At 66.3% G+C, this 21757-nt stretch carries 23 protein-coding genes and 1 riboswitch; of the genes, 15 read left to right on the top strand and 8 right to left on the bottom strand.

The window, feature by feature from the left end:
* Nucleotides 1–10: 10 nt before the first annotated feature.
* Complete coding sequence (locus tag VTA80_RS01135) at nt 11–1447, bottom strand: ferric reductase-like transmembrane domain-containing protein (RefSeq protein ID WP_407343589.1); 1437 nt, start codon at nt 1445–1447, stop codon at nt 11–13.
* Nucleotides 1448–1698: 251 nt separating this feature from the next.
* Nucleotides 1699–2484, bottom strand: a complete 786-nt coding sequence (locus VTA80_RS01130; protein WP_407343588.1) for a polyprenol monophosphomannose synthase — start codon at nt 2482–2484, stop codon at nt 1699–1701.
* Between the two features lie 314 nt (nt 2485–2798).
* Between VTA80_RS01130 and VTA80_RS01125 the strand changes: the two genes are divergently transcribed.
* Nucleotides 2799–3374, top strand: coding sequence for a GtrA family protein (locus tag VTA80_RS01125; RefSeq protein WP_407343587.1), 576 nt, complete (start codon nt 2799–2801; stop codon nt 3372–3374).
* Between the two features lie 357 nt (nt 3375–3731).
* Entirely contained in the window at nt 3732–4346 is a 615-nt protein-coding gene (locus VTA80_RS01120; RefSeq protein WP_407345641.1) for a phospholipase D-like domain-containing protein, read from the top strand.
* An 885-nt stretch (nt 4347–5231) separates the two neighbouring features.
* Here VTA80_RS01120 and VTA80_RS01115 read toward each other — a convergent pair.
* Nucleotides 5232–5684 (bottom strand): hypothetical protein, encoded by a 453-nt coding sequence (locus VTA80_RS01115; RefSeq protein ID WP_407343586.1) that lies wholly within the window; start codon nt 5682–5684, stop codon nt 5232–5234.
* Between the two features lie 121 nt (nt 5685–5805).
* Here VTA80_RS01115 and VTA80_RS01110 point away from each other — a divergent pair, with 121 nt between their 5' ends.
* Entirely contained in the window at nt 5806–7011 is a 1206-nt protein-coding gene (locus VTA80_RS01110; RefSeq protein WP_407343585.1) for a hypothetical protein, read from the top strand.
* 433 nt (nt 7012–7444) lie between these two features.
* Here the strand turns inward: VTA80_RS01110 and VTA80_RS01105 are convergent, their stop codons facing one another.
* Complete coding sequence (locus VTA80_RS01105) at nt 7445–8782, bottom strand: hypothetical protein (RefSeq protein ID WP_407343584.1); 1338 nt, start codon at nt 8780–8782, stop codon at nt 7445–7447.
* Between the two features lie 451 nt (nt 8783–9233).
* Here VTA80_RS01105 and VTA80_RS01100 point away from each other — a divergent pair, with 451 nt between their 5' ends.
* The 3 genes from VTA80_RS01100 (at nt 9234) to VTA80_RS01090 (ending at nt 12006) form a co-directional block, all read left to right on the top strand.
* Nucleotides 9234–9848, top strand: a complete 615-nt coding sequence (locus VTA80_RS01100) for a recombinase family protein (RefSeq protein WP_407342212.1) — start codon at nt 9234–9236, stop codon at nt 9846–9848.
* Between the two features lie 224 nt (nt 9849–10072).
* On the top strand, nt 10073–10783 hold the full coding sequence (locus VTA80_RS01095) for a hypothetical protein (protein ID WP_407343583.1): 711 nt from the start codon (nt 10073–10075) through the stop codon (nt 10781–10783).
* A 365-nt stretch (nt 10784–11148) separates the two neighbouring features.
* Complete coding sequence (locus VTA80_RS01090) at nt 11149–12006, top strand: alpha/beta fold hydrolase (RefSeq protein ID WP_407343582.1); 858 nt, start codon at nt 11149–11151, stop codon at nt 12004–12006.
* A gap of 105 nt (nt 12007–12111) precedes the next feature.
* Here VTA80_RS01090 and VTA80_RS01085 read toward each other — a convergent pair whose 3' ends face one another.
* Nucleotides 12112–12384, bottom strand: a complete 273-nt coding sequence (locus tag VTA80_RS01085) for a hypothetical protein (RefSeq protein WP_407343581.1) — start codon at nt 12382–12384, stop codon at nt 12112–12114.
* 439 nt (nt 12385–12823) lie between these two features.
* On the opposite strand from VTA80_RS01085, the gene VTA80_RS01080 reads away from it, so the two are divergent.
* The 8 genes from VTA80_RS01080 to VTA80_RS01045 all read left to right on the top strand — a co-directional run bounded on the left by VTA80_RS01080 (nt 12824) and on the right by VTA80_RS01045 (nt 18952).
* Entirely contained in the window at nt 12824–13405 is a 582-nt protein-coding gene (locus VTA80_RS01080; protein ID WP_407343580.1) for a sigma-70 family RNA polymerase sigma factor, read from the top strand.
* Nucleotides 13402–14205: a hypothetical protein gene (locus tag VTA80_RS01075; RefSeq protein ID WP_407343579.1), complete on the top strand. Its 804-nt coding sequence runs from the start codon at nt 13402–13404 to the stop codon at nt 14203–14205. The genes VTA80_RS01080 and VTA80_RS01075 overlap by 4 nt, the downstream gene beginning before the upstream one ends.
* A 225-nt stretch (nt 14206–14430) precedes the next feature.
* Nucleotides 14431–14610, top strand: a complete 180-nt coding sequence (locus tag VTA80_RS01070) for a heme biosynthesis protein HemY (RefSeq protein ID WP_407342156.1) — start codon at nt 14431–14433, stop codon at nt 14608–14610.
* Between the two features lie 132 nt (nt 14611–14742).
* Nucleotides 14743–15063: a PadR family transcriptional regulator gene (locus VTA80_RS01065; RefSeq protein ID WP_407343578.1), complete on the top strand. Its 321-nt coding sequence runs from the start codon at nt 14743–14745 to the stop codon at nt 15061–15063.
* Nucleotides 15060–15776 carry a hypothetical protein gene (locus VTA80_RS01060; protein ID WP_407343577.1) on the top strand — a complete coding sequence of 239 codons (717 nt, stop codon included), beginning with the start codon at nt 15060–15062 and terminating at the stop codon, nt 15774–15776. Before VTA80_RS01065 ends, VTA80_RS01060 begins: the two co-directional genes overlap by 4 nt.
* A 121-nt stretch (nt 15777–15897) precedes the next feature.
* Entirely contained in the window at nt 15898–16644 is a 747-nt protein-coding gene (locus VTA80_RS01055) for a class I SAM-dependent methyltransferase (protein ID WP_407343576.1), read from the top strand.
* Nucleotides 16645–17397: 753 nt separating this feature from the next.
* Complete coding sequence (locus VTA80_RS01050) at nt 17398–17697, top strand: hypothetical protein (protein ID WP_407343575.1); 300 nt, start codon at nt 17398–17400, stop codon at nt 17695–17697.
* A gap of 634 nt (nt 17698–18331) precedes the next feature.
* Nucleotides 18332–18952, top strand: a complete 621-nt coding sequence (locus VTA80_RS01045) for a DUF305 domain-containing protein (protein ID WP_407343574.1) — start codon at nt 18332–18334, stop codon at nt 18950–18952.
* A gap of 178 nt (nt 18953–19130) precedes the next feature.
* On the opposite strand, the gene VTA80_RS01040 is transcribed toward VTA80_RS01045, so the two are convergent.
* From VTA80_RS01040 to VTA80_RS01030, 3 genes are all read right to left on the bottom strand, one after another.
* On the bottom strand, nt 19131–19922 hold the full coding sequence (locus VTA80_RS01040) for a C40 family peptidase (protein ID WP_407343573.1): 792 nt from the start codon (nt 19920–19922) through the stop codon (nt 19131–19133).
* Between the two features lie 2 nt (nt 19923–19924).
* Nucleotides 19925–20114, bottom strand: a riboswitch (cyclic di-AMP (ydaO/yuaA leader).
* 425 nt (nt 20115–20539) lie between these two features.
* Entirely contained in the window at nt 20540–21154 is a 615-nt protein-coding gene (locus VTA80_RS01035) for a plastocyanin/azurin family copper-binding protein (RefSeq protein WP_407345640.1), read from the bottom strand.
* Nucleotides 21151–21435: an SHOCT domain-containing protein gene (locus tag VTA80_RS01030; protein ID WP_407345851.1), complete on the bottom strand. Its 285-nt coding sequence runs from the start codon at nt 21433–21435 to the stop codon at nt 21151–21153. Before VTA80_RS01030 ends, VTA80_RS01035 begins: the two co-directional genes overlap by 4 nt.
* Here VTA80_RS01030 and VTA80_RS01025 point away from each other — a divergent pair.
* Entirely contained in the window at nt 21434–21679 is a 246-nt protein-coding gene (locus tag VTA80_RS01025) for a hypothetical protein (protein ID WP_407345849.1), read from the top strand. The genes VTA80_RS01030 and VTA80_RS01025 overlap by 2 nt on opposite strands.
* The last annotated feature ends 78 nt before the right edge of the window (nt 21680–21757 follow it).

Raw genomic sequence — 21757 nt, 5'->3', positions numbered from 1 at the left:
TGTGGTCCCGTCACCAGGCGAACGATTCGATGTGGAGGGCGTCCTCGGGTACCCCGGCAGCCCGAAGGTCGTCGGCGACGGCCTCGATCCACGGTCCGACGCCGCAGAGGTAGATGTCGCTGTCGAGAAGACCGGGGAGCATCTGGCGCAGGGCAAGGCGGCCAGGGAGGTGTCCGAGCTGCGCGGGCAGCCACGATGTACCCGTCCGGCTGCGCGGACCAACGAGGTCGATGAGTGTGATGTCCCCGGATGAGATCAAGCGGTCGATGTCTGCCTGCAGCGGTTGTCCGGTGGACTTGCGGGCGCGGCGCACGAACGTGGCGGGTCGAAGTGCGGTCTTTCGGGTGGAGGCCGCATCCTGCAGGAGCGCCACGAGGGGGGTGACCCCCAGGCCGTTTCCGATGACGATCAGGCCGGGGCGGGTCTGGGTGTCCAGTGTCAGGCGCCCGTAGGGCCCTTCGACCAGCACTGCCGTTCCAGGCGCGAGTTGGGCAAGTCGGTCGCCGTCGTCGCCGGTCGTGGCCAGCGTGATGCGCAGCGCGCCGGAGTGCGGGGCGGCCGAGAGCGATAGCGGATGCCCTCGGGTCCAGCCGGCGCCGGTATAGAACCTCCACACGAAGAACTGGCCGGCCGCCACCGAGAGGGTGGCGAGCCGGGGACCGCTGACGTAGACCGAGACGACGCCCGGGCCTTCCGACACGACCCGGGTGACCTTGAGCCGGTGCCGCAGTGTGATGGCGATCGGGACTGCGACTCTGAAGAGGAGCACACAGGTGAGGGCGAGGAGGTAGATCCCCCACCAGTACGCCGAGGCGATGGGAGAGAAGAGGAAGTCGGACCCGGTCCACAGCTGATGTGGCAGCGCGAGGCCGGCACCGAGGTAGGCGTACAGGTGCAGCAGGTGCCACGACTCGAACCGAAGACGGCGCCGCGCCGCGCGCACGCTCGTGACGGCGATCAGCACGAACAGGGCAGTGGCCGCGGTCGCAAGCAGCATCCCCGGCGCGGTGGTGACCAAAGACCACAGCTCACCCCAGAAGCCGGTCTTCTCCAGGGCGGCGTAGCCCAGCGTTGTCGCCACCACGTGCGCGATCATCAGGTTCAGCGACGTGAACCCGAACAGTCGGTGCCACCGGATGATCTTGTCCTGGCCCAGGGCCCGCTCGGCCCAGGGGATCCGGGCCATGGCGAACACCTGCAGGAGCAGCAGGTTCGAGCTGACCAGGGCCAGCAGGCGTCCCGCACTCGACAGGGCCGAGCCGTAGCCGAGGAGCAGCGTGCTGATTCCGTCGTTCGATACCCACAGGGCGACCACGAGAAGGTTCGTCGACCACACCGCGACCCCGACCGCACTCGTCCACCACCCCCGACGTAGGGGCGGGCGTAGCCGTGTGACCCGCGCCCGAGCGACGTTCGTCGAGTAGTTCAGGGCACTGACCGGGGCCATGCAATTCACAATTGCGACACGTTTCTAAGGTGTCAACGCAGATGCCGGAATGTCCCCCATCTGCCGATTCTTGGCGAACCGCCACTTACCCCTTTCGTCCTTAGAGGGGGCAATTGTCGGAACTTTGAGTGCCGGAACCGGTCCGAGTTCCGCAGACTCGCGGGGTTCGCGCGGGCCGCCCTGAGTCCGCGGTCGTCAGTCTGGCGATCGGCGAGCGTGAGTCGTCTACCCGCCGTCGGCCTCGCGCATTCTCAGGCGACGAAATCCGGTCGGGTGGTCCGTTTGGGAGCAAGTGCGGCGCGCAGTTGGCGTCCGCGTCGCGCGGCGCCCCAAGCGGTGACCTTCCACATCGCCTCGACGACGATCGCTCGGCTCATTTTGGATTCGCCGATCTCACGTTCGCGGAAGGTGATGGGCACCTCGCGGACGGCGTAGCCGGCGTCGATGAGTCGCAGGGTCATGTCGATCTGGAAGCAGTACCCGTAGGAGTTGACGGACTCGAGGTCCATGGTGGCGAGCGCGTCGGCGCGGTAAGCGCGGAACCCTGCGGTGGCGTCCTTGACCGGGATGCCGAGCGCGACGCGCGCGTAGAGGTTCGCGGCGCGACTGAGGGCCTCGCGGGATCGGGGCCAGTCCACGACGCTGCCGCCCGTGACCCAGCGGGATCCGATCACGAGAGCCGGTGAGCCCGCGGGCGACATCGGGCCGATCGCCGCGATCAGGGCAGGCAGCGCGGTCGCGGGGTGTGACCCGTCGGCGTCCATTTCGATCAGGACCGCGTAGCCGCGGGCCAGGCCCCACGTGAAGCCCTCGATGTACGCCGAACCGAGCCCGAGCTTCCCGGACCGGTGCATCGTGAACACGCGCGCGTCACGTGCAGCGAGCTCGTCGGCGATCTCTCCGGTGCCGTCGGGGCTGGCGTCGTCGACGATGAGGAGGTGCGCGTCGGGAGCGTTGGCGAACAGTGCAGCGGCAACCAGGGGGAGGTTCTCGCGTTCGTTGTACGTCGGGATGATGACCAGGGTGCGCGCGTTCATGGGGAGTCGGTCTTCTCGGGGTAGTGGTGCACGAGTGGACTCGTCCCCGGGCACGGTAAGGGGCGCGAGTTGGTGTGTTGATCGACCTCGGACGGTACGCGCTCTCGGGCCCCCGGGGGCCGTATTCGCGGTTGACCATCGACCGCCGACTGTGGTCGGTTCTGCAGGGGGTTCTCCGGCCCTGGGCGACTGGGAACGTGGTTCACCTGACCAGCAGTCACGCGCGGGTGCTCGCGGACAGACGGACCTGGCTCGCGAGAGCGCGGGGCTGAGGGGCTGGGGGGCTGAGGCCGACGAGGCTAGGCTCACGCTTCGTGAACAGCAGCAGCCCTGCCCCGACGGCCCGGCTCCGGCACACCCTGTGGCAGTTCGGCCGGTTCGCCGTGGTGGGCGCCTCCGGTGTCGCGGTGAACATGGTCGCGCTGATCCTGGTGAAGTCGCTCGGCCCGCATCCCGAGGTGGCGATACTTGCCCTGCCGCCGACGGAGTTCCACGTGCGGTGGTATCACCTCTACTCGACCATCGCGTTTCTGGTGGCCAATCTCTGGAACTTTCAGCTCAACCGCCGTTGGACCTTCCGCAGCTCGAGGCGGACCGCGTGGTGGAAGGAATACTGGCCGTTCCTCGTGGTCGGGCTGCTCGGCCAGGTGATCGGCTTGATCCTGCTCACTCTGCTGATGCATCGCGGCTGGCCGACGTCGCTGCCGACCGACCTGCTCGACGACTCGAGCGGATTGCGTACGCGGCTCTACTGGGCGCAGCTGATCGTGATCGCGGTCGTCACGCCGCTCGCGTTCGTGCTCAACAAGGTGTGGACGTTCAAAGGCGCCCGCGCCCGCGAGGTCGAGAGTGCCCCCGCGGGCGAAGGCAATTCCGCAACCGTCAGCTGAGTGCCTCGCCGCCCGCGACAGATGTGCCAGCCCGTGGTCGGTCCCAACAGTGGCCCGCGGGTACGCCCCGGCCGTAAGGGGCGACGACGACCGCGGCTGCGTGCCAAGTCGATCCTGGGTCAGGCTTGAGGCGAGGCACGGGATCGGTGAACCTCGGAGTCCTCTTCGCCACGCTGGTGAGCTGCCTCACGAACACCGCGAGCGTGATGCCGGTCGCGGGCGCGCACGGGATCTGCTCGTAGATCGGTCTTCGGACTAGCATCCAATTTGAGAGGGATTGTGGTGAGCGACGGAGAACCCCATGTGCGGGTATGACTGTTTACCGACTCAACTTCCGCGAGGATCGGTGTCGTCGTGATGGCGACCGATCCTGCGGGTCCGTCGTCACGGCCGTCTCCGGTGCCGGCTGCCTTTCTCGGGCGTCATGATCTCGCGTTGGCGGATCTTGACGTGTTCAAGGTGAGCAGCCCGCCGGTCGGCTACCCGGCGAACATGAGGACCTTCTACAGCCCCGAAGACCATGTCCCGCAGGTGCTGCAGTCCGTCGTGTCGAGCGTGTCGAAATCCATTGTCGTGGCGATGTACGGCTTCGACGACGACGTCCTGGCAGGGATGCTCGACGCCGCGCTGAGGAACCCGGCGATCTACGTCCAGATCACCCTCGACAGGTCGCAAGCCGCAGGTGCGCATGAGAAGGCGATTCTCGCGAAGTACGCCAATGACATGACGGGCAACTCGGTAGCCATCGGTCATTCGGAGCGGGGCGCGATCATGCATCGCAAAATGGTGATCGTCGACGGCCTGTGGCGGATCTCCGGCTCGACGAACTGGTCGACGTCTGGCGAGACCCTGCAAGACAACGAGCTGACCGTCATCCGCGACGCCGTCGTGTGTGCAGAGGCGCGCCCGGTCTTGGACATCGAGCACGACTCCGCCCTGAAACAGATGGCGGCGCAGCATTCCAAGCCCTAGTGCACGACCAACCTGCCGAAGTTCGTGATCGCTCTCATCTCGCCTGCACGATCGCAAGGGATCGACGATGGGCGGGCCGTAGCCACGCCTGTCGTTGGGGTGCCGGATCGACTCCTGGACACACTCCTGGATCCGTTTCCGGTGAGTTCCCGTGAGTAAACGGTGAGTTGGCCAGTCTTTCGATCATGTCGAGGTCAAGTACGTCGAACGCTTCCGCAGGTGAAGCGTCATAACAAGGTGCCCCGAGTGGGATTCGAACCCACACTGGATCGGGTTTGACTGGCTGGCTCTGGTTGCCACTATTGTTCGCGGTTAGTGCCCGTGACCTGCGCGAACGTCAGCTCCGCTGGCCTGGTTGCCATGGGTGGTCAGGGCTGGTCTCAATCATTTGCGACGAGTAAAAGGTCAGTTCGCGGGCACCTCCTGGGCTGAGCGCAAGGCGCTGCCGGTCATGTTCCCAGACGATGCGCGGGCCCAGTCAATGCGTTCCGGTTCGCGGTCAGTGGCTTGAGAAGTCTATCGAGAGCACTGCCACGACCTTGTGTGGGTCACCGTCGTCGGTCGTCCGGTACTCCTCGTTGTGTTGGTAGTTCACCCGCGCCATGCTCGACAACTCATAGTGGATAGTCCGCGACCAACCTGGGCCCTGAGGTAGACCCGCCTTCCCTCGCAGGATGCACGTCGACCCAACGGGGGGTGCTTCTCCCGGCAGCATCGCAATGTGATCCCAGAAGCGCTGCGCTGCGTCGATCCCAACGCGTTCGGGCAACTCTTCCCACTTCTCAGAGAACTTCCGGCGCACGAGGACGCGGTAAACCGGTGCGACCTCCGGTCGACCGCCAGGGCGCCGGCCCGGCCACAGAGGTTGATATGCGCTGTGCTGGCTCACGCGTCGCGGACCTCGATGAACTCGCGCTGGTCATGGCGCGAGAGCAAAACCGAACGGCGCAAAGGGTCGTCGAGTTGCTGTGCGGTGGTGCGCCACGCCCGCAGAGCTTCCTCAAGCACAGCGAGATTGCGGTCTGCGGATGCAGCAATCAGGCAATCAGACAACTCGTCTTCGAAAGCCTCGACGTCATCGCGGTCGAATGCACGCAGCCACGCGAGGTCGCCGAGTCGGTCAACGGTGAGCTTCTCCGTGCCGTGGAGCAGTCGACTGAGTCTCCGGTGCTGGGCTGACCAGTAGGCCAGCCCCTCTAGAACTTCGAGTTCCTCTGCGCGGAGTGCAACCAGGTTTGTACCGTCAGTGTCGCGTAGGTGCGCGCGGCCGGCGCGTGCCGCTTCAAGGAACTCTCGCCGCTTCGTCGCCAGGTCACTCGCTTGGTAGATGATGTCCATCGTCATCCTCACTCGGTAGGATCCTACCCAAGATGGTAACTCGGATCTTAGTCACGATATCGACAGCACGCGCATGGGTTTTAGCGATCTTGGGACGTGTGAGTCTGGAAGGATGCGAGTCATGGGGGTAGATGCACAGCCACGGACCGCGTCGGCGCTCCTTCAGAGTGCACATGACCTCGTCTCACTCCCCCCCGCTCCCCCCGAATCACTTGAGGCACGCCTGCTGGCTGTCCGGGGTCTCGCCCGCGAATTGGACAGGCGAGGCGCCGACGGCATCTCGCTCATCAGGTTCGGACTTTCTGACCTCTTCGCCGCACAGGTGATAGGTAGCGTTGCCCTGGCCGTCCTACTTGAGGCGCGTGGCGAGGACATGCCCGATGTACTCGACCCGATAGACGTGGACGGGTGGCGCCAGGCGCTCGGCATCCAGCCGCTCGAGGTTGGTCAGGAACCCGATTTTCATTCGGTGCTGCAGGGCGCTTCTCCGCTTGTCGAAGGGTGGATTGCCTCGGCGCCGTTCGATGACCTCGTGCAGTTGGCGCCCCCCGATCGCGACCAACTGGCTACCTGGTCCTCTATCGATCAAGCAACTAGACATGCAGCCGAGCACTATCTGTGGCTCGTTCAGCGGAACCTCGAACCAGATCTTGGTCGTTGGGCGACGCAGTCGCTGAGCCTCGAGTACCGCTACATGGTGCAGGGCGAGTCCTCGATAGTGGCGCCAGCTGGGCTCGGTGACATCGCTACCGTGGACCCCGATGCACTGGCTCACGCGTTGGCGAGCCGATTCCTTCGCGAGCGAGATTTCTCTGAGCACCGTGATTGGCTCAGCCTGGTGGAAGCCGTACAGGAGCAGGCGAAGACGCTCCTCGCGCAGGGTCGCGGCCTTGAGGCCGCTGCGCTCTTCGAGTTTCTTGCGGCGAGAGATCCTTCGGATGCCGGGGTTCGTAACAATCTTGGCTTCTGCCTCCTGACATCAAGTCCCGAAGCTGCTCTGAACCACTTCAGGGATGCGCTACGCATGGGCTACAGGCCGAGAGCCCTCCTTCACTACAACCGCACTTGCTGCGCGCGGACGGAACTGCAGTTGCGAGAGGTTCTCTTCGAGGCTAACCGGCACTGGCTGTCGGACCTCGAGCCGAATCCCGTGCGGGCGTTCATATGGCGCGTCGAGGACGGGCGCTACCTCCCAACGGACTCGCTCGATGTTCGGGTGGACCTTGCCGTCGCCGCACAGCGTCTATCGCTCGAACTCGGCGAACCGGCAAGAGCTGAGGAATGGAGACGTCGGGAGTTCGCCGTCAGTGGCGCGCGACTCGAGTAGACGCAAACGATTCGAGTGAGCAACGCCCGCGCGTTGTTCGCGGACTGGTTGGCGCGGGTTAGCTCCGTATTGGCGGCTCCTCGCGCGGGGTGCCGGCCGCGAGGAGCAGCTTGCAGCATCCCGGTCATCCGGAAGCCGCCGCAGAAAGAAACCCGAGATCCCCGATGCTCGCCGCGGGGCGCACAACTTCTGCACCTGCATGCCACGCCAGGCGGCTGGCGTCGCGAGAACAGATCGAGTTGTCGCTGTCTCGCAAGGGGAACGCTCTACGGGATCGTCGTCGCCATCCGGATCAGGGTGTCCATCCAGCTCATAGCAGTTCCCATATGCTCGGTGCGAGAAGATCCGCGGTGAGCACGGCTCCGCTGAGGCTTTCCGCCTCGCGCACAGGGATCAGCGGCAAGGCATTCATCCTCAGGGCTGTGGCCGTGCGTCACGAAGGTTCAGGGACACGAATGGCAGATGGCATCAGAATAAGTAGTCCCCCGTCGCTGGCAGAGCCGGACCAGACGTAGTGGTCGACCACACAAGCGCTTTCGCCGTCGATCGTGATGCTGATCCGAACGGCCCCGGACTCCGCGAGCAGTTCCCTTAAGGACGCGGTGGCCATCCACGAAGATACTTCCATCGCCGACGCTCGCGGCACGGCTTCAGAAATGTCGAGCTGAACCTCTCTGCCGACCACGCGCGCGCCGACGACACGATGAACCTGGCCGAAGAGCCCGGATACCGCTAGATGCCGTGGCTCACCCAGCGCGTCTTGGATCGAGGCAGTGGCAACTTCGCTCACATCGCGTTCCAGCTGATCGACGTACTCCTTGCACGAAGCGGCTGCGGCCCGGACCATCTGCGCGGGGACACCCGCATCGGTCGTCAAGTGCTGGATGACGGTATCGGGGTCCGGGTTCACGATGTCGATGTTTGCGCCGCTGACTCGCTGCGCGTCGACCAGCATGGCCGATGCCACAAGGTCAGTCAGAGGGACTGAGTAGCCAATAATCACGATCTGGTCGCACGCACCTAACCTGTCCGCGGCGGTCCGCCAGAGCTGCCGCGTGATCGGATTCGTAAAGAACGCGCTCTTCGCGGATGCCGGTGGCACGATGAACGGCACCCGCCCAGGGGCCTGGCGAGCGATGTTCAGGTTCGGGCTACTCATGCCCCCTTCTGCGTGCCATGACGAGTCCGCAACGCGCACGATCGTTGACCCTGCAACGTCACCGGGGACCCAGTACGTGTCCACGGAGCCGTGCAGTTTCAGCAGACGAAAGGACGGGATCCAGGCAGGCCCGTACATCCCTCCAGACCTCGTCTCTGGTATCCCGTCCGTTAGGCTGAACGTGTTGAGCATTTGCGCAGTCTCCTGATCCGCCATCCGCGTCGAAGCCCCCTCGACCAACGTGTCGTAGTTGAACGTCACGACCGTTGCTCGAGTTGTATGGAGCAGCCCGAGGAATCGCAGAAGCCACCATGGAATCCGGCGCTGGAACGCCCGGTGTTCAATTCCCACCATTTGCGCATGAATCGCAGCGGTCACTAATTGGAAGTCTCTCGCGTTTCCGAGATTCGCCGCTTCGCTCAAGTCAGGCTGAGGCTCAGCGATCCGGGACAACCACCGCTCGAAACCTCCTCCGACTGCGAAAGTGGGCGGGGCCGTCGCCAAGGCACCAGGTACTTGTTCTCGCACTAACTCACCGAGCATGTCGACGGTAGGGAATTCATCATCGACCGCTTTGGAAAATCCCGCACCGAGGACCACTCCGAGTTTCACAGCCCCAAACTACGCGGTTGTGCACGCTCCATCTCCCACGCGAGGCTATTTGGAGTGCCGTCCTGTTGGTGTCGGTCCACCTCCGAGTCGACCCCCGCGGAGATTCGTAACCGACGGCCGGTGCCTGACTCCGCGGTCGGCGGTCCGGCCTGTCGTCCCGGCGTCTTGATTCATCCAGCATGACGTGGCGCCCGCGTCAGGCCGACCGTGTTCAGACGAGGGCAGTTGAAACCGATCGACCCACGTAGGCAGCGGCGAGGCAACCTAGCGAGTGTGCCCACTCCTTGCATCGCCACCGACGCCGACCCCTCGCCCGAGTCACAGATATAGCAGGCAGCCGTTTGCGAGTCGTAGAATACTTGACGGATTACGTGACGTCATGGCGACTCCAGCGAGTGCTCTTCGGCGTAGTCACGTATTCGGCCGTATAAGTGACAGGAGGGTGGCGGCGATGCTCGTCGGCTACATGCGCGTCTCGAAAGCCGACGGAAGCCAGACCACGGACCCGCAGCGAGATGCCCTCCTTGAGGCAGGGCTTGACCACAGACACCTCTACGAAGACAAGTCATCCGGTCGACGCGATGAGCGACCCGGACTGGCTGCATGCTTGAAATCGCTCCGCGACGGGGACACGCTCGTCGTGTGGAAGTTGGACCGACTTGGCCGTGACCTCCACCACCTGGTCAACACCGTGCATGACCTCACGGCCCGCGGCATCGGACTGAAGGTACTCACCGGTCAGGGCGCGGCGATCGACACGACCACCGCAGCGGGCAAGCTCGTCTTCGGGATCTTCGCCGCCCTTGCTGAGTTCGAGCGTGAGCTGATCTCCGAGCGCACGATTGCGGGCTTGGCCTCAGCGCGCGCCCGAGGGCGAAGCGGGGGCCGGCCGTTCACGATGACGCCGGCGAAGGTGCGGCTGGCGATGGCCTCGATGGGGAAGCCCGAGACGAAGGTCAGCGAGCTGTGCGAAGAGCTCGGGATATCCAGGCAGACTCTGTACCGGCACGTCTCGCCGACCGGCGAGCCAAGGCCTGACGGCGTTCGTGTCCTCACCCGAAAGTAGTGGGGACGACCGGGCGCCTTGGCTGACCGGCGAGGACCTCGTGCGAGTGAACGGGGGAGTACGCCCCTCCGATCTTGGTTGGCGCGGTCTGGGGTCGACAGCCTTCATCTCGACGCTCGCTAACCTCGTGTTCTCGCCGGTACCGGCGCTACTTCACTGCGACACGCCTACCTGGGTAATGGCAAGTACGCGAGATTGCGCCCTCCTCCCAGTAGCCTCCAGCTATGTCGACCACGCCTCACCGGCCCTGCGATCAGGCGGACGACGAGTTTCTCGTCCAAGAAGACCTACCTGCCGGCTGGCGTCTGGCCGGCCTGTTCCCCGGCGAGCGGCCCGACGACGCTAGTGGCGAGATCGATGCCGTGCTCGGCTACGACGACCAGTCCGTCACGGGCCCGGAGCAGCAGGCACTTCTCGACTCCGAGCAGAACGAGACGTTGGACGGCCGTTGGCGCTACATCGAGCACACCAAGACCGCGACTCGGGTGTACCTCCGGCTTCAGCGCCAGACGTCCTCGGTTCCCGAGGAGATCCGCATCACCGGGGTCGTCTACCTGCCCTGGCGGCCCGGTGAGCCGATCACCAGCCAGCTTCTGCGGGAGCTGCCGACGGCTCGCATCGAAGCGGCGATCAACAAGCGGCTGTTCGCCGTGAAGCGCACCAGCACGATCACCGGCGGCAAGATCGAACTGCCGAGCGGGCGCAGGGTCGCCGAGCGCGACCTGCTCAAGCCACTCAGCGACCCGAAACAGACCCCCGACTTCTACGAGCTCGTCGCGCTCCAGCACGGCCGGCTCACCGCGAGCGGGGACGCGAACCCCTCCTCGACCATGGCCGAGCTCAGTGGCGTCGCGCTCAGCACCGCTCAAGGCTGGGTCGCGAAAGCCCGCACCCGCGGACTCCTGCCACCCGGACGCCGAGGACGCGCCGGATAACGAATGGGGGCGGCGCAGGTAGCGAACTTTGCATAGCCTCGCCTACGGCACATAGCGCCAAGTAAGTAGTGGTGGGCTGAACTGGCCGCAGTTTCATCTGGTGTGCTACTGCGGTCAGGTGGAACACGGCGTATCGAGACTTGTATTGCTGCAGGTCAGGGCACTGACACGCCGGTCACTCGCCGTCGAATCCGCCTCTTGACGGAGCGTCGACGCGGCCGCAGGAGAGCTTCTGACCTGCGCGTCTAGGAGCAGATTGCATCTGATGAAGGATGTCTTCATCTGATGAAGGGCGACGAAGGATGGCTCCCCGGCCTGCACGGAGTTGATTGAACTGAACTTCCGGACGCCTACGCTGACCGACCATGAAGCCGCTGACGATCCACCGGTACGGCAACTCGAACGCGAGGACCGCGGTGCTCGTTCACGGGCTCACCGAGGCCGGCACGACGTGGCCGGACCTGGTCGGGCACTGGGCCGACGACTGGCATGTCCTGGCCCCTGACCTGCGCGGTCACGGGCAATCGCCGCGCTTCACCGAGGATGAACTGGCCACGGCACCGGAGGTCTTGCTCGCCGACGTCATCGCCGTTCTGGACGCGCAGTCGGAGCCGGTCGTACTCGTCGGACACTCGCTGGGTGGTCTCCTGGCGCTGCGGGCCGCGATTGCCCGGCCGGACAGGGTCTGGGCGCTGGTGCTCGAGGACCCGGCCCGGCCCACCGGGGGTCGCACACCCGACCCGGGATTCGTCGCACAGAACGAGGACTTCCTCGACGCCATGGCCGACCAGCCGGGCCAGGTGGCACTGATGTTGCGGACAAGCACCTGGAGCAGGGCCGAGATCGACGCGTGGGCTGCGTGCAAGCCGCTCGTGGACCGGACGTACATCCGAAGCGGCCTGTACCTCGGCGACGACGCGTGGGAGGAGTTGTTCGAGGCGCTACGCGTGCCGACCCTGCTCCTCGTGCCGGTGGACGCGCCGATGGCGCCCCGGCAGGAGGCGTTGCACAACGATCTCGTCCGGACCGTCGTGGTGCCAGGTGCCGGCCACTGCGTCCGCCGCGACCAGCCCGCCACCTACCTTCAGGCCGTCGACGCGTTCCTCGCCGAGGTGGCCCCGACATCGCAGGCCCGGGACGAGGAGAAACTCGACGAAATAGGTTCTTCCCCCCAAAGCGACAAGGACGAGCAGGTTCGGACTCGGGGAACACAGACCACTTGATCAACGGTCATTACCAGTAACACCGCTTCGCGCCCCGTCCGGCCCGCGGCAAGGTCAAGAGCACGGCGTAATCACACCGCAAGCCGATGGCGGTCCCCTGAGGGGTCAGCGGCCAAGACGGCGCCGGAGGACGACGGTAATCGCGGCCAGGACGGCGGCCAGCAGGAAGAAGACGAGTCCGCGGACGAGCGCCTCGTGGGCGCTGTGGAGCAAGCCGTAGACCCACTCCCACGACGTTCCGTCAGACGCGCGGGCTTCCCGAGCGAAGACTTCCGAGATGTACCAGCGGTTGCCCCACCGCACGAGGTCAGCGACACCCGCCAGGCCCAGGAAGACGGCGGCCAGGGCACTCCATCGAGCAACTTTCTCAGGTGCCATCCCGCGGCGCCGACTCGTCCCCGTTGACCCTTGCTCCGTAGCCACGATGGTCTTCCTTCCAGTGCTGCGTCTGAAGGGTGCGCTCTGCACACTCTGCCGCAACCGGGTCAGCACGCAGACCGCTTTCGCTCGAGCGGCGCCACAGCAGTCCGAAGCTGACCCTCCCACCGCAACCGCATAGCGGGCTCATCCGTCGCCGACCCCGCGTTGACCGCCAAAATCACACCGCAATCCAATGGTGGGCCCGCGGGAATGTCCGTCCGCCGCCACGAGATGGCCCGGCCGACCACCAGCGTGTAGCGACAGTCATGCGGCGGGTGCCGTGGTTCCGTGCGGGGTGATTCGTGTCCGGTGACGCTGGGAGACTGGCGCGGTCAGGTGAGGTCCGTAGAACTGCTACCCAACGATTCGGGTCCCTGCTTCGTCTAAGAGTGTGCAAGTGCGCATCAGGCGCACGGACAGCGACTACGGGGGACGTTCGGTGGCCTGGGGGGACGATCTCGGCGCGTTGGCCGACCAGCGGGGTCCGGCACTGGTTGGCTACGCGTATCTGCTGACCGGTGACCTGGATCGGGCCGAGGACCTCGTCCAAGAAGCCTTGGTCAAAGCCTTCTCGCGGCGTGCACCCGGCCGGGACGACGTCGAGTGGGCTGAGGCGTACGTGCGCCGGGCGATCCTGAACACGTTCCTCGACGGTTACCGGCGCGGCCGGCTCTGGCGCGGGGTGCGCCACCTGTTGACCGAGGCGCCCGCTCGTGAGGGCCCGGCGGCGGTCAGCGAGGCGCGCATCGACGTGCGGGCCGCGCTGCTGCGGCTGCCCCCGCAGGAGCGGGCGTGTGTGGTGCTGCGGTTCTACGAAGACCTCACCGTCCCGGCCGTGGCCGAACGGCTCAACATCAGCGCGGGGGCCGCCAAGCGGTACCTCAGCGACGGCGTGCACCGCCTCGAGCGATTGCTCGGGCCGCTGCCCGATACCCACCTGGAAGACATCGAACTGGTCGAGACCGGGAGGATCCGATGAACGAGACCTTCGAGGGATCGCTGCGCGAGCTCGCCGCAGGCGCGTCGACGGCCCACGCCGCCCGCGCCACCGCCGGCGCGGGTCTGCCGCTCGGGCAGATCACGACCCGAGTCCGCCGCCGCCGCGCCGTGCGGGCCGCCGCCGGGGCAACCGCGAGCGTGACCGCCGTGACGGCCCTAGTGCTGGGCGGCGCCGTGCTGCGTCATGCCCCGAGTGACTCCGCCGCCCAGGTGGCGTCTCAACCCCAAGAGAAGGCCGCCATCATGCAAGGCATCGAGATCATCCATTCCGGCCCGTCGGGCTGGCTCATCCTCGCGCTCGTCCTATTCGCTGCGACCGCGGCGTTCTGCGGCGTGCGGCTGGTCCTCGCACGGCGGTCGGGGGCGACTTCGAGCTCCGCCCGTCAACTAGTCCTTCGACTCGCCGCAGGCATTGGCGTGGTGGGTCTGATCGTCTCGGCTGTCGCCATGGTGAACAGCACGCGAGATCTGGCGCCCGACAAGACCCTCACGGCGTTGGAGCAGCACTACGGCTTGACCTTCGACGGGTCGACCACAACGATTCCTGCCGATGGGGGCGCCAGCACCGTCCAGTTCTTCCTCGACGAACCTACCGGGGCCGGGACTCTGGGGGCCGGTGCGCTCCGCCGCGATGGCAACCGGGTCCAGGTGCTCCAGCTCGCACCGGGACCTGGCGGGGCGGCACTCACCGACAGTCAGGCCATCGACCAGACCGGGGCGATCTCCGAGATGATTAGGGACGGCTCTTACTCAGGTTTGGTCGAGATGTCCGCGAAGTAAGCGATCCCGGCCACGCACGCTGCCCCGTTCGAGCGCGCCGGCAAACCGTCAGGTAGCGACAGCCAAGCGCTGGTGGGCAAATCAGGATCTGTGCCGACTTCGCCCAGGAGTTGCCAATCACTCCGAGTCCATCGGACGGGTGCAGAGTGCGGATCAGGATCTTGAGCTGCTGAATGTCGCTACTCTGGATTTTCAGCCGAGAGATTCTCGCGAAGGAGCGGCAATATGGCGACGACCGCAATACCGCCCCTCGGCTCGAAAGACGAGGACTCGGAGCGCTTTCGAGTCCTGCCGGAGCACGTGAAGCTTGAAGACACCATCGCTACACAAGACACCGACCCACCACCGGACCCGACGATGGGTCGCGACGCCGACCTCGCGTGGCTTCTCCGAACCGCGGGCTAGCCAGCACGGGATCGTCACCGTGGGCACTGGCGTGTCCAGGAGTGCGGTGCGGGTGTGATGGCGGCGCACGTCCGACTCGTCAAGGCACCATGCCTTCTTGCAGGTCAGCGATTTGTTTGACAGAGTAGAAGTATGAAAGCACCAGGGGCACTGGAGGTTGACGTGCTGCTCGCCGTCGGGCGGCACGACGACGAGGCGTATGGCCTGCTCGTTCTCGACGAGGTGAGCGAGGCGCGGGGCCGGCAGTACTCCGTCGGCGCGATCTATACGACCCTGTCGCGGCTGGAGGCCAAGGGGCTGCTGTCCTCACGGACCACTGAGCCCTTGGCGATGCGTGGTGGACGATCGCGGCGTCAGTACCGGCTTACCGCGGCCGCGCGAACTGTCCTGGACGCCGAGCGCGCCCGCACCATGCAGCGGTGGACCGGCGAGACGGGGTGGGCCCAGGCATGAACCAGCACTCAGGCGCGCGGCACGACGACGCATGCGAACGCGGCGGTCTGGCCGAGCTCGTGCTGGCAGGCCTCGTCCCCATCGCCGATGAGGACGAACTGCTCGGCGACCTCGCCGAGGGCCGCGCGAGGTGGGCCGCAGTGCACGGTGAACGCTCTGCCCGGCGCTGGTACCGGAGTCAGGTTCTGCGCGCGCTGCCGTCCTTGATCTGGCACGGACTGACGACCCACTTTGGGTTCGTGATGCTCGGTGTGCTGAGTGCGTGCACGGTCACGGCCGTTGTCTCCTTGGGCGGCGGGATGGGCGGGTTTTACGACAGCCGGATCTCCCCAGAACCCCGGGACGTGCTGGCGGGGACGATCCTGCGCGGAGCGGCCCTGCTGCTGGCCGGCGCGGTGGGCGGCGCGCTCGCCGCACGGCTGGCGAGAGGCGCGCGGCTGGTGCCCGTGGTCTTGGTGGCGGCCTACTGGTCGCTGTGGGCGTGGCAGGGACCGTTCTACGCGGTTTACGGCTCAGCGGTGCAGGTCAGCGCCGATGAGTACGTCGTCGATCTCTCGCCAACGTCCGACCAGTTGGTCATTCCCGTGTTCTGGCAGCTTCCGACGATGGCGGTCGCGATGCCCGCGATGACGCTGCTCGGCGGGGTTGCTGCCGTTGCCTGGCTGCGCCGACGGAACCGCCGACGAGCCGCTCTCTCTTTGCGTGAGTCATGACCCGACCGCAACGATCACCCGCGCGAGCACAAGCCAATCTCTTCAGCCGCTCCGATGCGGCGCCCGCATGCGTCGCCACAGGGGTGACCGGCGGTCGGCCGTCCGGCGCGGGACTGTGACCATGCCGATCAGCGATCACGAGCGCGCGGTCCAGGCCCGATCCTTCGGCGCGGCGGCGCGCCAGTACGACACCGGCCGACCGAGCTATCCCGAGGTCGCGATCGATTGGCTGCTCCCGGACGGTGCGCGCACGGTCCTCGACCTCGGGGCCGGCACCGGCCAACTCACCCGACCACTCCTGACGCGGCACCTGGACGTGGTGGCCGTGGAGCCCTCCGACGGGATGCGGGACGAGCTGTCTCGCGCACTTCCCGCCGTGCGGGCGCTGGCAGGACGGGCCGAGCAGATCCCTCTGCCCGACCACTCGGTCGACGTCGTGCTGGTTGCCCAGGCGTGGCACTGGGTCGACATCGAGATGGCGGTCCCCGAGGTCGGCCGCGTGCTCACGCCCGGCGGCCGGCTCGGCCTGGTCTGGAATATCCGCGACGAACGCGAGGACTGGGTCGCCGAGCTCGGACGCCTCATGCACCAAGGCATTGAACAAGACATGGGCGCCATGAACCCGCGCATCGGGGCTCCGTTCGGGCCCGTCGAGCGGTTCGACGTCGAATGGACGCACCACCTCACCCCCCACGACCTGCTCGACCTGGTCGCATCCCGGAGCTACGTCATCACCCTCCCCGCCGACGCACGCCACGACCTGCTCACCCGAGTCAGGCATCTCATCGACACGAACCCCTCGCTCGCGGGTGCGGAGCACATCCACCTGCCCTATATCGCACGATGCTCCCGGGCGACCCTGATGTGAGCCGAGCAGCCAAGGACACAACGCAGGTCGGCACCGAATGCACCTTGGCGACAGGTATGTGGTGGATCGCGGGCGCCGATCGAGACCCTCGCAGGCCGCAAGTGGAACTACCTCCAGGGGTGTCCGGTCAGCCAGAGTCGAAGGCTGCCTCCGGCTGTCGAACAGTGCGTGCAACCGGCACCCAGAAGCGTCACGTCAGCAAGAAACGGGTGCTACGTTCACGACGTCGAAGCCAGATCCGTTCGTTCCAGCAGCCAACAATGGGGTCAAGATGGAACCGATGCGGAGCGTAGACGAAAATGCGTACATCGGACCGTCCGGGGTCTCGCTGAAGCGCTCGTGGCCCACTGTTCTTGCATGGGTCGTGGGTACGTCGCTAGGACTACTGTTCCCCGACCACCTGCTCTTGGTCGTCGTAGCAACCGTTCTCGCCATCACGTTCCTCGTAGTCCTCGATCGGATGCGCCAACGCGCGATGACTCGCCCAGCGGACCGAGACGCGCACTGAAATATTGACCCAACCTGATCGAGCGTTTCGCACTCATCGACGGTTGATGGGTCACGGTCCGCTACGACGGCCCGGTCATCGCACCGCTCGTCATCGACATCCACGACAGTGTGGCCGGCGGCACCGTCGTGCCCGGTGGCTGGAGTCGAACGGCTCATCCCACGAGCGTTGCGTTTGCGGTAGACGATCCACACGACCTGAGTTGAAAGGGGTGCACGACGGTGGAACTTGGTCTCAATCCGGAGGTGAGAACTCCGCGAACTGTGCGGTGGGCGAGGCGCACCATTTCCTGGTCGCTCGGTATTGGGCTGTTCACGGTCCTGCTCGGCGCCTGGAAGGTCGGCGTGTGGGCGAACCACTGGTACATCGCCGAGCACTTCTACTACGTCGATGTGAACGAGGCGGCCAAGACCGGTCCGTACTGGGACATCACGCAGCTCCTGAGGTCGGGGAACGAGTCACTGCTCGAGGGCTTCGTCTACCTCGGCATTGCTGCAATTTGCTTCGGACTTTTCGCCGTCCTGAGCCGCCGCCACCCGCGGTAGGGACTCCGAACTCCGAGGCCACAATCGAGTCGTTCCACCCCACCGGCGGCCACCAACCGGGCTTTGAGGCAGGTTGCCGGCACGCGCGATGCTGAGCGACAGCGAAGCGGTGGCCACGGCCGTTGTTGACGATGTGGGAGGACGGGACCGTGACGAGCAAGCCTGACCGTCAACATGCCAGCCGCGGTTCCCTCGGCCCGCGCGCTTGACCCCGTCATCTTCATCAGATCTTCATCGAATCTCGACCCTACGAGCGGGGTTCGCCAACGAACTTTGGGATGCCCAGCGGGCGGTCATCGCAGCGCCTCGCGGGTTGCAGTAGACCGATGAATCTGGAATTGATCGTGGGAGGTGCATGTTGGTCCCGAAACGCCCTCTCCCTGGGGGCCGAGCCGTCCCCGCCGACGTGCGTGATTCCGGTCGCGTCGGTGGGGGTTCTCGGTGAACGGCGAACTACGCGTGCACCGCCTTAGGGCACGGCCGCCCCGCGCTGCTCCTTGGGGAACGCCGTCGGGCCACCAATGCGAGCACGTGCCTTCGCGCGCACCCACCACCCTTACAACGCCGCACACCACTCGAAAGTCATTGCCACGAGCCGATTGTCCTGTTGTCCACCGAGCCTTGGAGAAACACCATGAACGTCAAGACCCGCATGACAGCTGTCGGCGGCGCGCTCGCGCTCGCCGTGGTCCTGTCCGCGTGCGCCGGTCAGGAAAGTGCGCCAGCCGCGAGCAGTCCCTCCAGCGCTTCGTCCCCGTCCGTGGCCGTGCCGGTCGACGCCAGCCACAACGACGCCGATGTCACGTTCACCCAAAACATGGTGGTGCACCACGAGGGTGCCGTCCTGATGGCCGATCTTGCAGGACGCACCGCCAGCACCGCAGAGGTCAAAACCCTGGCGGAACGCATCGCTGCCGCCCAGGATCCTGAGATCCGCGAGATGCAGTCGTGGCTGATGGCGTGGGGTGAGCAGAGCGCGGCCGACGTCGACATGGACGGGATGGACATGGGCGGCATGGACATGGGCGGGCTGAGCCAGACAGAGGCGATGGCTGAGCTCAATGCCGTCACCGGGACGGAGTTCGATCGTCGCTTCCTCGAGCTGATGATCGATCACCACCGAGGCGCCATCGAGATGTCCGACTCTCAGCTCGCCGCGGGCAGCAACCCCCAAGCTCTCGAACTCGCCCAATCCATCATCGACGCACAAAAGGCGGAGATCACCGAGATGGAGCAGCTCCTCAAGGGCCTGTAGTTCGATCCCGCATCATCCGCGGCCGGGCGCGCTGTGCACCTGTCGGCTGCACTCAACTTGCTCTGTGCCCTGATCGCACGATTCGGGAGGGTCGGCGACTGGGCGGCCGAGAGGTGCGAGTGCCGGAGCAAGGAACGCGAGACGCCCAGCGGCGTGGCCGCTGGGCGCCTCGCGCTTTTCAGCTCACCCGGATGAACGTGGGGTTGGACTGCCAGATGCTCCGGATCTGGATGGTCTGACCGGGCTTTGGTGCATCGACCTGCAGGTCGCCGCCGGCGTAAATCGAGATGTGACCTGGGGACCAGATGAGGTCGCCTGGCTGGGCGTCGGCACGTGAGACAACCGTGCCGACGTTGCGCTGAGCCGACGAGGTTCGGGGCAAGGTGATGCCGACCTGCGCGTACACGTAGGACGTGAAGCCCGAGCAGTCGAACCCGGACGGTGTCGTACCGCCCCACAGATAGGGCACACCGACGTAACGGGATGCGATCTCGACAATCGCACTGCCGTTCGCGCTCGCCGGTGCAGTCGCGCCGATTTCCGTGGCCGGGGCGGCCTCCGCGGGGACCGCTGCGCGGGCCGTGCTGCGCGATGCGGCAGGCGGGGCCACACGGACCGGCGGGGGCGGTGGGGGCGGCGGGTCGGCGACGATGGTGAGCGTGGGAGTGTCCAGAGACCAGGACGCGTCGACTGGCACGCTGACGACCGGTGAGGTTGCGAGGACTGCGCGTGCACCGGCCGTCAGGCTGGAGGTGTCCACGGCGGGGTGGCTGGTGTTGATCTCGGCGGACACGGTGGCCGTCGCAGGTGCAGCGAACACCGACATGACCAGTCCGGAGGACGCCACCACGACGACGGATCGACGACCCACGACCGAGATGGCCCCGGTCGCGGTGGAGGCGAGGTCGGACAGGGCTGTGACGGGCCGACTGGCTGATCGGTGGCGGGCGGGGATTGAGCTCACGGGCATGGGGGACCTCTCCGGTCGCCTTCGGGGTGAGCTGTCGGGTTCGGGCGGGAGTATGCGCCCGGCCGATCACACAACGATCGGCTTCACCCCAAGGACACCGAGTGCGATGTCCATCGTGCTTGGGTCCCCCGCTCCTGCCAGCGAGACTTCGCGAGGTCCATCGGTGGTGGCAGGATTCGGCGGTCCACCTCAGGGCACCCGGGAATGGCCCCCGGGTTGACCCGACCCTAAATGAAGCGCGCCCCGATTGTCACGGTCAGGTCACAACGTGCTGATTGGTGAGAACGCCAGTCGACACGGCCCAGGCTGTCACAGGGCGCTGCTCGCTGGCCCAGCACCTCTGGCCCGGACCCGGCCCTCGGCGCGAGTCCGGTGGCCGTCCGCCTTGTCGCTCATGCCGCGGTGATCAGATGTCAGAGATCGGGCGGCCCTCCTGGGCCTACGGGTCCTGGCCGTCGAAGCGGTCCCGATGATCCTGCCGCCCGATGATCCCTCGACAGGACCCGGTCCCGCGCCAACAACTGGCACCCGCGCGCAGTATCAAGACGGCAGAGTCAGTCGACTGCGAATGTGGTCGCGGTACAGGAATGAACCGGCACCAGGGCAGGTGACGAGTGTCAGGTCACCGTGAGTTCGGTGGACATCCCGGCGGCGTAGTGGCCGGGGAGGTTGCAGGCCAGCTCGTAGTGGCCGGGGGGCAGGGTCAGGGTGACCCATCCGGAGGTGCCCGGCGCGATTCCTTCGCCGGTGCCCTCGGCGTTGGTGCTCGACGCCTCGCCGAGGCTGCCGGTCTCGTCGATCTGGTTGTCGGCGCCGATGGTGCGGTTGCCGGCCGATTCGCCGTCGGCGAGCGGCAGGACGACCAGCTCGTGGTCTCTGCGGCCGTCGTTGGTCACCAGGAACGACACCTGTCCGTGGGCCACGGTGGTGCGGTCGGCGCGTAGATACATCATCCCGCCGCCCATGCCGGTGCGGCCGCCCATCATGGGGCCGCCCATGTCCGCCGCCGAGACGCGAACGACCTGCCCGGGCAGGTCCGGCGCCGCCTGCGCCGCGTCGGACCCGTACCCCGAGCCGCCGAACCCGGAACCCATGGACGAGCCCTGACCCCAGGTCCCGCCCCACGCCACTGCGGCGAAGATCGAGCCGAGCAGGACCGTCAGGGTCGCGGCCAGGGCCGCGATCAGCCATCCCCGGCGGGGCTGCCGCGTGGTGGTCGAGGGTGCCGTCATCGGTTGCCTCCTCGCGCCGCGGTGATTGCCGCGCGGTGTGCCTGGTAGGTCTCGCCGTCGATGTCGCCCTGGGCCAGTCGGCGGTCGAGGATCTCGAACGGGGACTCCTGTCCGGGCGTTGCCGGCCACGGCGTGGGGGTCGCCCCGGTCTCGGTGCGCCTGCTGTTCGACGGCAGGAGTCGGAGCACCAACCACACGGTCAGTGCGATCAGTGCGATCCAGAACAGGCCCATGAAGACCCACCCGCCGCTGTTCATGCCGTTCCCGTACCAACCCATCATGTCCGTCTCCTTCGCTCGCGCGTGTTTCGTCGGTGCTGACTCCACCCTCTCGTCGCCACACGAGGATCCCGGCGAGGAACGACAAAGATCCGACGAAGATCCGAGTTGCGTGGTTCATCCGGGGGTTGTTGGCCTGAAATTCCGCGAGATGCGCAAAGTGCCCGACGTCGTCGGTTCGCTGGACCCCGAAATCGACGCGGGCTCTCGCCGCGACAACCCCGCTCGCCGAGCTCCCGCCGATTGACTTCCACGCGAGGTGAACGACGCGGGATTGCGCTATTCCGGGGTGCCGACTCCGTCTGAGTAGGAGGCGCCAGGCTCT

This window comes from Pengzhenrongella phosphoraccumulans, assembly GCF_045689905.1.
In the GTDB taxonomy this organism is placed as follows: domain Bacteria; phylum Actinomycetota; class Actinomycetes; order Actinomycetales; family Cellulomonadaceae; genus Pengzhenrongella; species Pengzhenrongella phosphoraccumulans.
The sequence above is the reverse complement of the archived record's forward strand: the minus strand, read 5'-3'. Positions and strand labels throughout refer to the sequence as shown.

Coding starts and splice junctions, on each gene's coding strand:
- VTA80_RS01045 (WP_407343574.1), top strand. CDS start 18,332: ATGAACGTCAAGACCCGCATGACAGCTGTCGGCGGCGCGCTCGCGCTC.
- VTA80_RS01055 (WP_407343576.1), top strand. CDS start 15,898: ATGCCGATCAGCGATCACGAGCGCGCGGTCCAGGCCCGATCCTTCGGC.
- VTA80_RS01100 (WP_407342212.1), top strand. CDS start 9,234: ATGCTCGTCGGCTACATGCGCGTCTCGAAAGCCGACGGAAGCCAGACC.
- VTA80_RS01075 (WP_407343579.1), top strand. CDS start 13,402: ATGAACGAGACCTTCGAGGGATCGCTGCGCGAGCTCGCCGCAGGCGCG.
- VTA80_RS01090 (WP_407343582.1), top strand. CDS start 11,149: ATGAAGCCGCTGACGATCCACCGGTACGGCAACTCGAACGCGAGGACC.
- VTA80_RS01065 (WP_407343578.1), top strand. CDS start 14,743: ATGAAAGCACCAGGGGCACTGGAGGTTGACGTGCTGCTCGCCGTCGGG.
- VTA80_RS01110 (WP_407343585.1), top strand. CDS start 5,806: ATGGGGGTAGATGCACAGCCACGGACCGCGTCGGCGCTCCTTCAGAGT.
- VTA80_RS01095 (WP_407343583.1), top strand. CDS start 10,073: ATGTCGACCACGCCTCACCGGCCCTGCGATCAGGCGGACGACGAGTTT.
- VTA80_RS01135 (WP_407343589.1), bottom strand. CDS start 1,447: ATGGCCCCGGTCAGTGCCCTGAACTACTCGACGAACGTCGCTCGGGCG.
- VTA80_RS01030 (WP_407345851.1), bottom strand. CDS start 21,435: ATGATGGGTTGGTACGGGAACGGCATGAACAGCGGCGGGTGGGTCTTC.
- VTA80_RS01130 (WP_407343588.1), bottom strand. CDS start 2,484: ATGAACGCGCGCACCCTGGTCATCATCCCGACGTACAACGAACGCGAG.
- VTA80_RS01040 (WP_407343573.1), bottom strand. CDS start 19,922: ATGCCCGTGAGCTCAATCCCCGCCCGCCACCGATCAGCCAGTCGGCCC.
- VTA80_RS01085 (WP_407343581.1), bottom strand. CDS start 12,384: ATGGCACCTGAGAAAGTTGCTCGATGGAGTGCCCTGGCCGCCGTCTTC.
- VTA80_RS01025 (WP_407345849.1), top strand. CDS start 21,434: ATGTCCGTCTCCTTCGCTCGCGCGTGTTTCGTCGGTGCTGACTCCACC.
- VTA80_RS01120 (WP_407345641.1), top strand. CDS start 3,732: ATGGCGACCGATCCTGCGGGTCCGTCGTCACGGCCGTCTCCGGTGCCG.
- VTA80_RS01060 (WP_407343577.1), top strand. CDS start 15,060: ATGAACCAGCACTCAGGCGCGCGGCACGACGACGCATGCGAACGCGGC.
- VTA80_RS01115 (WP_407343586.1), bottom strand. CDS start 5,684: ATGGACATCATCTACCAAGCGAGTGACCTGGCGACGAAGCGGCGAGAG.
- VTA80_RS01070 (WP_407342156.1), top strand. CDS start 14,431: ATGGCGACGACCGCAATACCGCCCCTCGGCTCGAAAGACGAGGACTCG.
- VTA80_RS01035 (WP_407345640.1), bottom strand. CDS start 21,154: ATGACGGCACCCTCGACCACCACGCGGCAGCCCCGCCGGGGATGGCTG.